Raw genomic sequence first — 14030 nt, 5'->3', positions numbered from 1 at the left:
GGTTGACCAACGGCATCGAGCGCCTCGGGAAGCAAGGCTGCACACAACTGGCCTTCGACGCCTCATCCTCCCTGGGCTGTGACGTCGGTGATCTCCACGGACACTTTCGTGCCCGCCGAAGCGGTGCTGATCACGGACGGCGTGTAGTTCAGGCTCGTCCGGTCCGACAGCTCGGCGGTCTCGATGACCGGGCCGGACTCGTCGCCGTGGATCTCGTAAGTGATCTCGTACACGGCGTTCGGGTCGATGCCCTCGCTGTCCCCCAGGTAGGTGAGGTCCGGCTCGACCGTCACATTGCAGCCGGCCGTCCCGAAGCACTGCCGTTTCGTGGTTCTCAGCTCGATGGTGAAGCTGTCGGCGGTCACCTCGTCGTACGACGGCGTGGGGGTCGGTGTGTCCGTGGCGCCGCCCGTCGGCTTGGCGGCCGCGGCCGGCTTACTGCCGTAGCTGGAGTGCATGACGATCATTCCGGTGCCTATGACCGCCGCGATGACGGCCGCGGCTGAAGCCGCGATGATCAGGTTGGTGCGGGACTTCTTCACCGGTGGTGTCGGGCTGTACGGCGGCATCGGTGGTGGGCTGGCGTCGGTCATGGTTCCCCCCAGGGGCAGTTGTTCGGTTCGAGGATGGGCGGCCTGGAATCTGGGCCCCTCTTACTGCCAGCCGCCGGTGAAGTCGCTGCTGAGCTGGGCATCGCAGATGTTGTAGCCGCCCGACGCGTGCCCGGACTTCGTTTGCCCGTCCACGGTCACGCTGCAGTTGACGTCCCCCGAACCCTGCAGCTGGGCGTTCAGCGCGTAGTACATCGCCCCCTTCTTGAGGGGCAGGGTGGCCTCGAACTTGCCGTTCTTGAAAACGCCCTTGCGGGTGTCGTTGTCGGAGCCGTAGTTGATGTCGAGACCGCCAAGCGCTCCGGCCGGGGCGGTCCCCCAGACTTTGAAGACGACGGTCTTCGGGGCGCTGGCCTTCTTGCTGTCGTCCTTGGCGCCGGCGGCCGTCTTGTTGCCGGTCGTGGACTTCGAGGCGCTGCTGCTGGAGTCGTTCGAGGCGCCGCCGCTGACGGCCGCGGCGGCGATGCCGAGGACGACGGCCACGCCGACGAAGCCGAGACAGCCGAGACCGATGGCCTTCCCTGCGCCGGGTCCCTTTCTCGGCGGCTGCGGCTGAAACGGCGGCTGCCCGTACGGCTGCTGGCCGTGAGGGGCCTGGCCGTAGGGCTGCTGCGGGCCGGCCCATCCGGGATGCTGCGGCTGCTGGTTACTCACGGGTCCCCCCAAGATGTCTGCTGTCGAAAGCAAGATGTGGGACATGTGAAGATGGCGTGAGGTTGCCGCTTACCTGCTGGATTCACCCCATCGTGGTAACCGGCCAGGCGTGCACGGCCAACTGCCCCGCAACGGAGGCTCCAACTGGGCGGATCGCTGCGAAGGGATGAGACGCGGGTGCGGGCGAGGGGCGGCCGGTGAGCCAGGCGCAGAGTCGCGCCCGGTTGATGACGGCGCCGGTGAGGTGCTGCTGCAGACGGGCCTTGGCGAGGCTGCGGTGGCGGGATCTGCCCGAACGCGTGGGCTGCTGGGGAGATGGCGCCCTCGACGCCGGTGCGGTGTCCGTTGCGGCGGCGCCAGTGGCCGGTGCCAACCGTGCTGAGAAGGACCCCTGGCAGCCTCGCCATCAGTCGTCGCCGGAACGGATTCAGCACACAAGGGGACGGGAAGTCCCGTGAAGACGTGAGAACTACGGAGGGGTGTTTTCCTAGGCCAGACGCCACGTAGTCGACGTTTCCGCAGGTCAAAGCCCCGCCCAGATAAAACCCCTAAAGCGGGTGTCGCAGGTTCGAATCCTGCCGGGGGCACAAAGGAATAAGCCCCGGACCGATCATGGTCCGGGGCAGCGTGACTGGGGCTGGATTGTGCTGACGCAGGCGATGCCCTCCGATACGGTCCCGAGCCATGGCGAATGGCAACGGCGTGCCGGAGAAGGTGGCGTGGATCCTGGTTCGGGACGACCGAGTGTTGGTGACGCGCAGTCACGGCAAAGATCGCTTCTACTTCCCGGGCGGTCATCGTGAACCGGGCGAGTCCGACGGCGAAACCCTGGTGCGGGAGATCGACGAGGAGCTGCAGGCGACGATCGACCCTGGTTCCATGGTCCACTTCGGCACTTTCGAGATCGGCGAGGGCCATCCGGATCACGACCCCTTCCGGATGATCTGTTACACCGCCGATCACCTCGGTGAGCTGACCCCGTCGAGGGAGATCGCCGAGAAAGCGTGGTTCCGCTACGCCGATCGGCACCGAGTCTCGGCCGTCGACGAGATGGCTTTCGACGCGCTTCACGAGGCCGGGCGGCTTTCCTGATCCCATGACAGCTGTACAGCAGCGAAGTACAGCAACCGTGGCCAAGAAACCCAAGCTGCCCAAGCTCATGGCCTCGGGGATTTCCGAGCGGTTGCTACCCGCCTAAGAATCGGGACGGCTCTCCCGCTGTGTGGGAAACCGCCCTGGGTGCTCAGCCCGGGGCGGTCGTCTGTGTCTAGCTGGACGGGGTTGTGATCCGCTCACGCACGTCAGCATCTGATCGTCCCAGGTCGCGCAGTTCCCACCACGCCGCGGGGCTTGGGCGCCGATGCTGCCAGTAGGGATGGAAGTACAGCTCAGCCGACAGCCGGTACAGACGCCGGCGCAGCTCGGTACGGCCGGGCCGCTCGGCGAGCTGTCGGTAGGTGGCACTCCACTCCTTCTGTGCCTGGGCAAGGTCGTCGGGGAACGCTCGCATGGCCAAATTCAAGCATGTGTTCGATTTTCTCTGCCACCATGTGGTTGTGTGCATCCAGCGCCTCCTCCCACATCGCGGTGAGCGCGGCCATGAGTGCCTGCCGCATCCCCGGTGGTGATGTGGTCGTAGCGGGGACTGCACCGAGCCGTCCTCATGGCCAAGCCGACGTCCCGGCCGCACCGCATCCAACGATCTCGCTACTTTCCGCATTCAGCAGTAACTCTTTGTATAGTTTTCTCATGGCCGCTCCCCGTGCCGTCCGCCGCATCCTGCTCGCCACCGGCTTTCTGGTGCTTGTACAGGCGGGGGTCGGCCTGGTCGTCAATCTCTACGTCCTCTATCCGGCTCGCCATCCGGGCTCTCGGGCGGGGGCCTATGAGAGCTTCGTCTGGGCGGTCGGGCACGGCACCCTCGCCCTCGCCGTGCACACCGCGCTCGGCCTCACACTCGTCCTGCTGTCGATCATCGCGGCAGTGCGCGCCGTGCTGCTCCGCGAGCGCGCGGTCGCATTCTGGACCGTGCTCGGGGCGCTCCTCGTCATCGGTGCGGCCGCATACGGTGGGAGCTTTCTCGCTAACGGCAAGATCCTCGACTCCCTGCTGATGGCCCTGTTCGCGCTCAGCGCCGAGGTGTGTTTCCACTTCGCCATCCACCTTCTGCCTTCCGGACGGCACCCGGCCTTTGCGTGAGGCTGGGAGAAACCTGGGAGAAGATCTTCTCTCCAAGCCTCCCGCGGACAGCATGAGATCTTGCCCGGACCTTCTTCGGGGCGAGGAGGTCGCCGTGCCGTGGAAACGCTGCCGAATGTGATCGCGGCCCCGTTACACGCCCGCGAAGAGGTCGTTGACGAATCATGAGCGATCCATACGACTCTCCTATTGTCATCACTGGGCGCGACGACTCGAACGAAGCCGTTGTGACGGCCGTGCGGCAGCTCTCCCGCAGCACCGTCTGGACGGTGCGGGGCAAGGTGCCGTTCGACTTCGCCGCGCATCACCCCCAGGGCATCACCCGTGGTCACGACCACCGGCTCTACGTGTCGACCGCCGAGATCATCGAAGCGACAAGGCCGTACGACAAGCCCGTGGACGGCTACGACCGCACACCCGGTCGTGGCGTCGGGCATGTGTTCGCCACCGACGCCGAGGGCGCGGGGCTAGGGCACGTCACCGTGGGCGAGGGCACGGTCTACCACCCCGGCGGCATCGACTTCGACGGTGAATCCCTCTGGGTCCCGACCGCTGAGTACCGGCCCGACTCCCGTTCCATCGTCTACCGCGTGGATCCCGGCACTCTGGCCGTCACCGAGGCGTTCCGCTTCGACGACCACATCGGCGGCATCGTCCGCGACCGCAAGACCGGCCTGCTGCACGCCGTGACGTGGGGATCCCGGCAGCTGCTCACCTTCACCACCGAAGGGCGGCTCATCCGCCGGGTCGACAACAAGAGCCACTTCGTCGACTACCAGACCTGCGTCACGGCCGGCGGCGGCCACATGGTGTGCACCGGCATCGCGGAGTACCCGCTCGCGGGCAACGGCGTCTTCAGTCTCGGCGGTATCGCTGTCGTCGACGTCGAGTCGGGCCGGATCGAGCACGAGGCTCCGGTGACCACCCTGTCTCCTGCCGGCCGCGTCGTCACCTACAACGCGGTCCATCTGGAGATCGACGGCAGCACCCTGCGGATGTTCGCCGCACCCGACGACGGCGAAGCGGCCGGCGACTCCCACCTGCTCACGCTGGAGACACCGCTTGCATGACCCTTCCGGCCGTGCCGGTCACGCCCGTACGGCCAGGAAGTAGCGCCCGGTGTACATCAGTTCACCGTCCAGTTCCGTGCTCAGGCTCTCGGGGGTGAAGCGGCGCCGGAAGATCGGGTAGGTGGTCCCGTCGACGGTCCGCAGCTCCGTCTGCTCCTCATGCAGGTCGCCGTCGCTGCGCAGGTCGATCACGATCAGCTCGCGGGCCGTACGTCGCGCTTCGGCAAGAAAGACGGCCCGCTCAGGCGGTCTGAGCAGCCCGTAGAAGTTGCCCGTGACGATGCGGTCCAGGCCACCGGTGGCAAACGGCAGCGGCGGAAACAGCGCCTGCACCCTCCGGGCCTGCGGCACCCGTGCGTACGTCAGCTGAAGCATCTCCGCACTCTGGTCCAGGGCGACGACGTCGCCGCGCAGGAACTGGGTCCACGCGCCCGTCCCGCAGGCGACATCCACCACCCGCCCCTGCGGCAGAGCGTTGAGTAGCTTCCCGATCTCGGCCGTCTCCCGGTCCAGCCCGGCGTTCACCACCTCGTCCCCGCGATAGCTGGTCTCGTCGTAGACCGGGGCACGATGCCGGTAGTACTGCTCCCGCACTAAGTCACGCATGGCCCGAGAGCTACCCCCGAGTGAACACAGCGCAAACCGCGAGCAGTTACCCAGAATCGGAACGGCCGAACCCGCTGACCTCGCGTGCTGATCCCGCGTGCTGACCCCGCGCGCTGACAACCGGCGGCGGCCTCACGCGACGGCAAGGGACTCGTCCTCGCTCTCGCTCTGGCCTGCGCCACTCAGGTGGTGCCTCCGTGCAGCTGTCCCGGCCCGCCGACCGCCGGAGCTGTCCGGCCTACGGCCGGGCTCAGATCGCAAACCCGTTCATGTGATCACTCGATGCGGTAATGCGGGCGATGCGGAGTGATCACGCGGTCATCCTGTGATCGGCAGCGCCGCGTGCCGGCGCGTGTGCCGCATCTGACCGACATCGCAGGGGGATCTGTATGACGTCTACGGCATCTACTCCGCAGAGCGGCCGGGGTTTGGACGAGCAGGCGGTGCTGCTCGTCGCGGGTCTGGCGGACCTGGCGGTGAGCGCCATCTGCTCGGCCGCCGGAACCGTGCAGCAACTGCTGCGCCGATCCGACGGGCCCGAACTCGCACGGGATGCCCAGCAGGACCTGATGGCCCGCGGCCGTATCGCCCTGGACCGCGCCGCATCCGCTCCCCCGGCCCATCTGGAGGTGCTGGCCCGGCACGTTGTGGCCCGACAGGCGGCGACCGCCAGCGATGTCTGACCACTGGGATCCGGCCGGGTTCAAAGACCGTGTCGACGCCCTTCTGGACGACTTCCTGGCAGGCGAAGCCGAACAGCTTCTCGCGATCGACGACGCTCTGAAGCCGGTCGCCGAGCAGTTGCAGGTGGCCGCGCGGCACGGCAAGCGCCTGAGGGCCGCCTTCTGCTACTGGGGGTGGCGTGCGGCCGGCCAGCCCGACAACGATGCCCTGATGCGTGCGGCTGCCTCCATGGAGCTCGTCCACGCCGCGGCGACCGTCCACGACGACATCATCGACGACAGCCCACTGCGTCATCACCTGCCCACCGTTCACATCTCCCTGCGGACCACCCTCGCCGGGCGTCCACAGGCGCGTGCTGCCGCCCGCTCACTGGCCATGCTGGTCGGGGATCACCTGATGGCGCTGGCGGGGCACCTGTTCGCCGCCAGCGGCCTTCCCGGCGCCTACCTGGCCAGGGCCCGGCCGATGTGGGCGCAACTCGCGCGGGAACTGATCGCAGGCGAATGCCTGGAGATCCTGACCGCGGGCGCCCACCCGGACCCGGACGTGTCCCTGAAGGTGGTCCGCTACAAGACGGCCAAGTACACCGTCGAGCAGCCCCTGCTCATCGGTGCCCTGCTCGCGGGCGCCTCCCCGACGCTGCGGGCCGCCCTGTCCGCGTACGGGCTTCCGCTGGGGGAGGCATTCCAGCTGCGCGACGATCTCCTGGGCCTCTTCGGCGAACCGGAGCACACGGGCAAGGCCAGCCTGGACGACATCCGCGGCCACCGCCCCACCACGCTCCTGGCCAAGACCTGGCAGGCCGCCCTTCCCGCACAGCGTGAGCGTCTTGCCGGCGTGCTGGGGCGCCGCGACCTCGACGAGAAGCACCTGCGGGACGTACGCGCGCTGATGGTCGCGCTCAAGGCCCCGCAACAAGTGGAAGACATGATCGCCTCCCGAGTCCGGGAAGCCGTCGGCCGCCTGGGCGGACTCGACATGTCTCAGCAAGCACGGCGGGCCCTGACCGCTCTGGCCCACTCCGCCACCGACCGCCACAACTGACCCGCTCTGCGCCGCCCACACCGACCGCCGTACCTGACCCGCTCCGCGCCACCGCACACCATCGTGCGGCCTGTCGAGAAGGACTGCTGACATGACCTACACCGAAGCCTCGATGAACGCCCTGCGCCAGTCCGGCGACGAACTCGCCGATGCGGTCGTGACCACGCTGTTCGAGCGGGGGGAGGTCGGCACGTTCAACACCCTGATGCGCTACGTCTCCACCGCCGGCTCACCCCTGCCCGATGGACTGCCCGAGGTCGCCCGCGAGTACCTGCAGACCACCAGCGTGCCCCCGTCCTGGGTGGACTGGGGCGAGATGGAGAAGGCCCGGCTCTTCTTCATCGACAACAACGTGCACATCTCCACCGCACTGTCCTTCGCCTCCATGCCCGCCTGCTACGCCCTGCCGCACGCCGCGAAGCTGCTGTCCGCCACGCACGGGTTGAACTACCCGTCCAAGCGGATGGCGGAGACGGGCCAGTTCACCGTCTACCTGATGCAGCCCGACGCCTTCGAAGCGGGCAGCCGGTTCATCCCAGCCGCGCAGAAGGTTCGTCTCCTGCACGCCTCCATCCGCCACCACCTGGGGCGCGAGAACCGCTGGGACACCGAGGCCATGGGGACGCCGATCTGCCAGGAGGACATGATCGGCGCGCAGATGCTGTTCTCCCTCCTCGTCCTGGACAGCCTGCACCGGCTCGGGATCCACATGTCCACCGAAGGCGCCGAAGCGTACTTCTACGCATGGCGTGTGGTGGGCGCCATCCTCGGAGTCGACCAGGACGCCGTGCCCAAAACCCTCGAAGAGGCCCGGCAGTTCCTCGACCTGTACATGATCCGCCACATGGGCCCTTCGGAAGAGGGCGCCCATCTGACCCGACAGCTGATCGACCTCTACGAGGAGGTCGTCCCCGGCACCTTCTTCGACCCCATCGTCTCCGCTCTCCTCCGCTACCTCGTCGGCGACACCTGCGCCGACTGGCTCCGGGTCCCCCGCACCGGCTGGGACAGCGTGGTCAAGATCGTGCCCAGCCTGCTCGGCGTGCTGGAGACCATCGAGGACAGCTCACCGCTGGGTGCCTGGGCCCTGGACCGCCTCGGCCACCTCACCACCGTCTTCGAGCTGTCCTCCCTCACCCGCGGCCGCGTCATGCACTACGCCATCCCCGAACAGCTGAAGAAGGACTTCGGCATCAGCGCCAACGTGCCCCCTACCCATCGCTGGACTCCACCCGCACCCACCGTCGCGCCCTGACGGTGCCGCTGAGGCCGGCCCCGCGTGACAGCGCCCGAAGTTCTGGATCGACGACCACAGGGTGCGGCTGCTTACGACATGACAGCGCTTGCGAAGGAGCGCAAGCTGGGAGGAGTGCTGGGGGACACCTGGCGATCGATCAGGCGAGGCGAGGCGAGGCGAGGCGAGGCGAGCTGTGCATACGGCGTCGGGCCCGCCGTAGGTCTCGTCGTTCCCGCCCGGAACGTCCGCCGGGTTCGTCGGGTGCCGCGACGAAAGGTCACTCATGCCGCGATCCATGCGCGCGCTCGTAGCCGGAGAGGTCGGCGAGCCGAACGATGTGCTGCGGCTGGAATCCCGGCCTGTTCCCACGGCAGAACCCGGCCAGGCGCTGATCCGTGTGAAGGCGACTCCGATTCACGCCAGCGATCTGCACGTGTTGCGTGGTCGCTACGGTTACTCCCCCGAGTTCCCCACGGTCGGGGGCCACATGGAATGTGTGGGCCGTATCGAGGCCCTGGGTCCGGACACCGAGGGACTGAAGATCGGCGACCGCGTGGTGGCCGTCGCCGTCCCGGCCGTACCCGGACCGCGTGTGGCCGGCACCTGGCAGGAATACCTTGTCGCCGACACACAGAGGCTTCTGCCGGTCCCCGACCGTCTGAGCGACTCCACCGCCTGTCAACTCGCTGTCAACCCGTTGACCGCCCTGCTCCTGGTGACGCGCGAACTCGACGTACAGCCGGGGGAATGGTTGCTGCAGACGGCGGCGGGCTCCACCGTCGGCCGGCTCGTCATTCAGCTGGCCGGGCATCTGGGTATCCGCACGATCAATGTGGTGCGGCGGCGCGATGCCGTTGAGGAGATCAAGGAGCTTGGCGGCGACGAGGTCATCTGCACCGAGGACGAGGGCCTGTTGCGGCGCGTGACGGAGATCGCCGGACCGGCCGGCGTGCGCAAGGCCATCGACTGTGTCGCGGGCCACGTGGGCGCTCAGGTGTCCCAGGCATTGGCGCCGGGAGGAGAGGTCGTGGTCTACGGCGCGCTCTCCACCCATCGGCAGACCGACCCGGCGGCGCTGACGATTCCGCTGCCGGCGCGCTCGGTCATCTACGAGACCAAAGTGGTCCGTGGCTTCTGGCTGAACCGCTGGTTCGGCGCTGCCTCACCTGCGGACGCGGTGCGCGCGCTGTCCGAGGTTCGCAGCCTCGTCGCTGATGAAGTGCTGAGCATCCCCCAAGGCCGGCCGTTCCCGCTCGAATGCTTCACCGAGGCCATCTCGCTCGCCGAAACACCCGCACATGGCGGCAAACCGCTCTTCGTCTTCGAAGGTGGCCGGGACGACGACGAGTAGGACGCGGTATGGCGCGGGGAGACCACGCATGGCCGGCCCACTCCTGTCCGTCGCCTACAGCATGAATGCCTCTGCCTGATAGGCCATCGGGGCGTCCTGGCGTGCCGTCGCGCAGTTGTTCGTCGGCTGGCTGCTCGGTCTCTTCGCTCGGGACGGCCTGGGCGGTGGACCCGGCCGCCGGCGCCCGTGTCGGTGCGTCGTCAGCCGGAACCGCGCTTCGCCACTGGTGGCCATTGAGTTCCTGCAGCTCGGTCCTGTGGAATTCGATCCGCTTGGCGATCCCCGTCAGCCGCCGGCGTTGGGGCGCTGCATCATTTCGCGGCCGAGCAGCCAATGCCCCAGGGAGGCGGGGCCGCTGCCCGACCTCCTCGGTACGGCGGTTCACTCGCTCACCGCGGCAGCCTCACAAGACCTGCATTGACATGGCATTGACCAGCCCGAGAGGGCGGCCGCATGGTGAATCCATCCGGCCCGCAGCTGACCTGACACGCCATCTGTCAACGCTGTTTTTCGTCATGTGGCCCTTCCGAACCGCCTGAAACCGCACGGAGGCTTGATGCAACGAAGCGAGATACCCTCCGGATCCCTGGTGATCCACCGCCACCAACTGACACGCCGGATCCGGCGGATGGCAGCCGCGCTCACCGCGATGCTCACACTCGCCGTCACTGCCCTCACCATCGGCCTGGCCACCGGTGTCCAGGCCGCCGCTCTCTCGTCCGCCCCGCGCGCGTCCGCCTCCGCGAGTACGACGGGCTTCGGCTGCTTCCATCCCTTGCACGCGGGACAAGCCCGCTGTTTCGGCGTCCTGAAGGCCCACCGCACCACCTCGGGCCGCATGTCACCGTTCACCACCGGATCCCCGACCACGACGGGGCATATCCCGTCCGATCTGCGTTCCGCCTACAAACTGGGCGGCACCTCGGGATCCGGTCGGACGGTGGCCATCGTCGACGCCATGGACGATCCGAACGCCGAGTCCGACCTGGCCGCTTACCGCAGCGCCTACGGTCTGCCGGCGTGCACCACCGCCAACGGCTGCTTCCGCAAGGTGAACCAGAGCGGCCACGCATCGCCGTTGCCCTCCGGTGACTACGGGTGGGCCGAGGAGATCAGCCTCGACCTCGACATGGTCTCGGCGACATGCCCCGGCTGCCACATCCTGCTGGTCGAGGCGAACTCGGCTAACGTCCCGGATCTCATGAAGGCCGAGGACACCGCCGCCACCACATCGGGAGTCGTCTCCGTCTCCAACAGCTGGGGTGGGTCCGAGGACAACACCGTCACCTCCTTCGACTCGCACTTCCACCACCCCGGCGTCGCGATCACGGCGAGCTCGGGTGACTCCGGTTACGGCGTCTCCTGGCCGGCCTCCTCCTCGTACGTCACCGCCGTGGGCGGCACCTCGCTGAGCAAGGCGTCCAACTCTCGCGGCTGGACCGAGACGGCTTGGAGCGGCGCGGGCTCGGGCTGCTCGGCGTACGAGGCCAAGCCGTCCTGGCAGCACGACTCCGGATGCGCCAAGCGCACCGTCGCCGATGTGGCTGCGGTCGCCGATCCCAACACCGGGGTGGCGGTCTACGACTCGTACAACAGCTGCGGCGGCGGGTTGTTGTGCGACACCGAGCTGCAACTGGGTGTCGCACAGGGGGCCGACGGATGGGTCGAAGTCGGTGGCACCAGCGTCTCGTCGCCGATCATCGCGAGCGTCTACGCACTGGCCGGAAACACCTCTCAGGTCGTTGACGGCTCGTATCCGTACGGCCACAAGTCGGCGCTCAACGACGTCACTTCGGGCAGCAACGGCTCCTGCGGCGGCGGTTACCTGTGCACCGCGCGTCCGGGATACGACGGGCCGACCGGTCTCGGCACGCCCAAGGGCACCGGCGCCTTTTGACGGCGGCTCACTCCGACAGACAAGGGCTGGGCTCGCGCCGCAGTAGTGCGGCGCGAGCCCAGCCCTCCTCGTCGTGCCAGAGGGCTCCTGCGTGAGGTGCGGCCGACCGGTCAGCCGATGGTCGCGATCCCGTCGGTGGTGACGGTCGGGCGGCCCGAGGTACCGACCACGACGATCTTCAGGGTGTGCTTGGCGGAGCCGGACCAGGTCTTGGTCCAGATCGCCTGGCGGTAGAGGGTGGTGGAGGACTTCAGGTCCACCGCGGTGACCTTGGTGCCGTCGACGTATATGTACGCCTGGCCGGAGGTGGAGGCCCGCGAGACGATCCACGCCACCGAGCGCCCGGTGAAGGTCCAGCTGATCGAGGCCCCGGCGGACGAGGAGCTGTAGGAGTAGCCGCCGAGGTAGCTGGTGCTGCTCCGGTGCGTCCAGGTGCCGGTCCGGGTGGTGGAGCCCTCCTGGATGATGTTCGGCGTCCGGGAGACGGAGGTGCCGGCGCTGTTACCGGCCACGTCGTACGCCTTGAGGGCGAACAGGTCCGAGGTGCCGGGCTTGGCGGTGGTGTTCCAGGACGTCACCGTCGGGCCGAAGGTGGCCGCGGACGGCGAGGTCGCCAGGACTTTGGCGAGCGCCGCGTTGTCGGCGGCCTTCCAGGTCACCGTGACCGGGACCGCGGTGGAGCTCACCGTGCCGGTGCGCACCTGCACGCCGGGAGCGGTCGGGAAGGTGGGTGCGGTGGTGTCGCCCACCAGGGTGGCCGCGCCGGACAGTGTGGTGGAGCCGCGGACGTGGGTGGCACGGACCTGGACGGTGTGGCTGCCGGAGGCGACCGAGACCGCGGCGGAGCGGGCGGAGCCGGAGGTGTGCGCCACGGCCTTGCCGTCGACCAGGACGTCGAAGCCGGAGATCACCTGGGACGGTGTGGAGGTCGTCCAGCTCACCGTGGCCGCGCCCTTGGTGTAGTAGCTCGTCCCGGACTTGGTCGCCCCGCCGGACATTCCGGTGACGGAGACCGCGCCTACCGGGCCCGCCGCGTAGGAGCGGATCGTGCTCAGGGCGTTGTAGAGCTGGTTGCCGGGGCAGTCGGTGGCGAAGCCGTTGCGGTGCCCGGAGATCGCGTTGAAGCTGTAGCTCTTGCCCAGCGTGAAGCCGTAGCTGTCGGAGGCGCCCTCGGGCAGGGAGGCGGTACCCGTGCCCGGGTTCACGCCGGTCATGCCGAACTTCCAGGCCGCGATCCGGGCGATGGAGCCCAGCATCGCCTGGCTCGGCGTGGCTCCGGGGAAGGTGCTGGCCGTGGAGTCGCCGCCGCTGAGGTCGGTGTACGTGCCGATGGCGGCCACGCCCATGCTGTTGGTGTTGAACCCGTAGGTCTGGGCGCCCACGACCGGCAGCGCCATCCCGCCGAAGCGACCCTCGAAGATCGTGCCGCACTTGTCGACGAGGAAGTTGTAACCGAGGTCGCGCCAGCCCTGGTTGAGGTGCTCGGCGTAGATGCCGCGCACGATCGCAGGTGAGTCGGCACAGGAGTAGTTGTTCGTGGTGTCCGTGTGGTGGACGAACATCACCTTCACCGCCGAGCCGTACAACGGGTAACCGGACTCCCGCGCGCACTCGTCCGCGCCCCAGCCGGCCCGGGTGACCACGGTGGGCGGCGCCACCGTCGAGGTGGTCGCGGCCGGCATCGGGTCCGGCGGGGTCGGCGACGCCGACGGGGAGGGGCTGGCGGAGGAGGCCGGGCAGGAGGGGTACGCCTGGTCCATGGTCGGCAGCTGGCTGGGCCAGGGCGTCGGGGACGCGCTCGGCGAGGTGGAGTCGGAGGCGGAGGTCCCGGTGGACGGCGTGCCGGTTGCCGAGTCCGTGGCCGTGGGGGTGTCGGTGGCCGTCGGGGAATCCGTTGCCGTGGGCGAGGCGGAGTCCGTCGCGGTCGGGGTGCCCGAAGCATCGCCGCCCGCCGTGGCCGTCGCGGTGTCGGTCGGGGCGACGCTGTCCGTCGGCGTCGCGGTGTCGGTGGCGGTCGCGTCCTGGGCGTATGCCGCCAGGCCCATGCCGGAGTCCTGCGTGCCGCCGGTGGCGGGCTTGCCCGGGTCGACCAGGTCCACCCGCAGCCCGCCGGGCAGCGCGGTCGCCTTGCCCGCGCCGGTGGCGCGAACCTGGATCCCGTTCGACGGCCCCGACCACATGGGTGACATCCCGCCGCGCACCCCGGGACGGTTCAGCTCGGCGGCGTCGGGGAGGTCGTCCGGCTGCTGCATCTTCAGCCACGGTGTCCAGTGGCCGCTGTCGGCGGACCGGGTCCGCACCTCCACCGTGCCGCGCAGCTTGGCGTGCGCGCCGTTCCAGGTGACACCCACCATGCTGAACGGGGCCGTGGACCGGGACCCCAGCGTCTTGAGTGACGCGCCGGCCCCGGTCAGGGGCAGCGAGTGGACATGCGTCTTGATCGGTCCCCGCGCGGCCGACGCTCCGCCGTGGCCCGGCAGCCCGGCCATGGCGACGGTCGCCACGGCCACGCCGCCACCGGCGACGACCGCCCCCAGCGCCACCCACGTGCGCTTCTTCAGACCGGCTCGACGGCGACCGTGCCGAACCCTGTGTTCAGTTCTCATGCCCCACCCGGAAGACCCGTTGTCGTTGTCATCAGCCATCACAGGGCACAGATGTCACAGGAGTGCCCTGA

General features: G+C 68.6%; 13 protein-coding genes. 8 read left to right on the top strand and 5 right to left on the bottom strand.

The features are described 5' to 3' along the window. Positions 1–62: 62 nt before the first annotated feature. Together ACWC0C_RS01810 and ACWC0C_RS01805 are read right to left on the bottom strand one after the other, a co-directional pair. Positions 63–593, bottom strand: a complete 531-nt coding sequence (locus tag ACWC0C_RS01810; RefSeq protein ID WP_450860851.1) for a hypothetical protein — start codon at positions 591–593, stop codon at positions 63–65. A 60-nt stretch (positions 594–653) separates the two neighbouring features. After that, positions 654–1265: a hypothetical protein gene (locus tag ACWC0C_RS01805; protein WP_450860849.1), complete on the bottom strand. Its 612-nt coding sequence runs from the start codon at positions 1263–1265 to the stop codon at positions 654–656. Between the two features lie 684 nt (positions 1266–1949). On the opposite strand from ACWC0C_RS01805, the gene ACWC0C_RS01800 reads away from it, so the two are divergent. After that, positions 1950–2357: an NUDIX hydrolase gene (locus tag ACWC0C_RS01800; RefSeq protein ID WP_450860847.1), complete on the top strand. Its 408-nt coding sequence runs from the start codon at positions 1950–1952 to the stop codon at positions 2355–2357. A 175-nt stretch (positions 2358–2532) separates the two neighbouring features. On the opposite strand, the gene ACWC0C_RS01795 is transcribed toward ACWC0C_RS01800, so the two are convergent. After that, the gene (locus ACWC0C_RS01795) at positions 2533–2775 is read right to left on the bottom strand and encodes a hypothetical protein (RefSeq protein WP_450860845.1); all 243 of its coding nucleotides are present in this window, start codon (positions 2773–2775) and stop codon (positions 2533–2535) included. A gap of 239 nt (positions 2776–3014) precedes the next feature. Here ACWC0C_RS01795 and ACWC0C_RS01790 point away from each other — a divergent pair, with 239 nt between their 5' ends. Together ACWC0C_RS01790 and ACWC0C_RS01785 are read left to right on the top strand one after the other, a co-directional pair. Next, positions 3015–3464, top strand: coding sequence for a hypothetical protein (locus ACWC0C_RS01790; RefSeq protein WP_450860843.1), 450 nt, complete (start codon positions 3015–3017; stop codon positions 3462–3464). Between the two features lie 164 nt (positions 3465–3628). Next, complete coding sequence (locus ACWC0C_RS01785) at positions 3629–4534, top strand: DUF6454 family protein (protein WP_450860841.1); 906 nt, start codon at positions 3629–3631, stop codon at positions 4532–4534. A gap of 18 nt (positions 4535–4552) precedes the next feature. Here the strand turns inward: ACWC0C_RS01785 and ACWC0C_RS01780 are convergent, their stop codons facing one another. Further along, positions 4553–5140 carry a class I SAM-dependent methyltransferase gene (locus ACWC0C_RS01780; RefSeq protein ID WP_450860839.1) on the bottom strand — a complete coding sequence of 196 codons (588 nt, stop codon included), beginning with the start codon at positions 5138–5140 and terminating at the stop codon, positions 4553–4555. A gap of 389 nt (positions 5141–5529) precedes the next feature. On the opposite strand from ACWC0C_RS01780, the gene ACWC0C_RS01775 reads away from it, so the two are divergent. The 5 genes from ACWC0C_RS01775 (at position 5530) to ACWC0C_RS01755 (ending at position 11353) form a co-directional block, all read left to right on the top strand. After that, positions 5530–5823, top strand: coding sequence for a polyprenyl synthetase (locus ACWC0C_RS01775; protein WP_450860837.1), 294 nt, complete (start codon positions 5530–5532; stop codon positions 5821–5823). After that, on the top strand, positions 5816–6868 hold the full coding sequence (locus ACWC0C_RS01770) for a polyprenyl synthetase family protein (RefSeq protein ID WP_450860835.1): 1053 nt from the start codon (positions 5816–5818) through the stop codon (positions 6866–6868). The genes ACWC0C_RS01775 and ACWC0C_RS01770 overlap by 8 nt, the downstream gene beginning before the upstream one ends. Positions 6869–6959: 91 nt before the next feature. Further along, positions 6960–8123, top strand: coding sequence for an oxygenase MpaB family protein (locus ACWC0C_RS01765; protein WP_450860834.1), 1164 nt, complete (start codon positions 6960–6962; stop codon positions 8121–8123). Positions 8124–8400: 277 nt separating this feature from the next. Further along, positions 8401–9456, top strand: a complete 1056-nt coding sequence (locus ACWC0C_RS01760) for a zinc-dependent alcohol dehydrogenase family protein (protein WP_450860833.1) — start codon at positions 8401–8403, stop codon at positions 9454–9456. Positions 9457–10012: 556 nt separating this feature from the next. Further along, a complete protein-coding gene (locus ACWC0C_RS01755; RefSeq protein WP_450860832.1) occupies positions 10013–11353 on the top strand; it encodes a S53 family peptidase in 1341 nt (446 codons plus the stop codon). 110 nt (positions 11354–11463) lie between these two features. On the opposite strand, the gene ACWC0C_RS01750 is transcribed toward ACWC0C_RS01755, so the two are convergent. After that, a complete protein-coding gene (locus ACWC0C_RS01750) occupies positions 11464–13896 on the bottom strand; it encodes an N-acetylmuramoyl-L-alanine amidase (RefSeq protein WP_450860830.1) in 2433 nt (810 codons plus the stop codon). Positions 13897–14030 lie beyond the last annotated feature (134 nt).

The sequence above is a fragment of the Streptomyces sp. NPDC001709 genome (assembly GCF_053596375.1).
The sequence above is the reverse complement of the archived record's forward strand: the minus strand, read 5'-3'. Positions and strand labels throughout refer to the sequence as shown.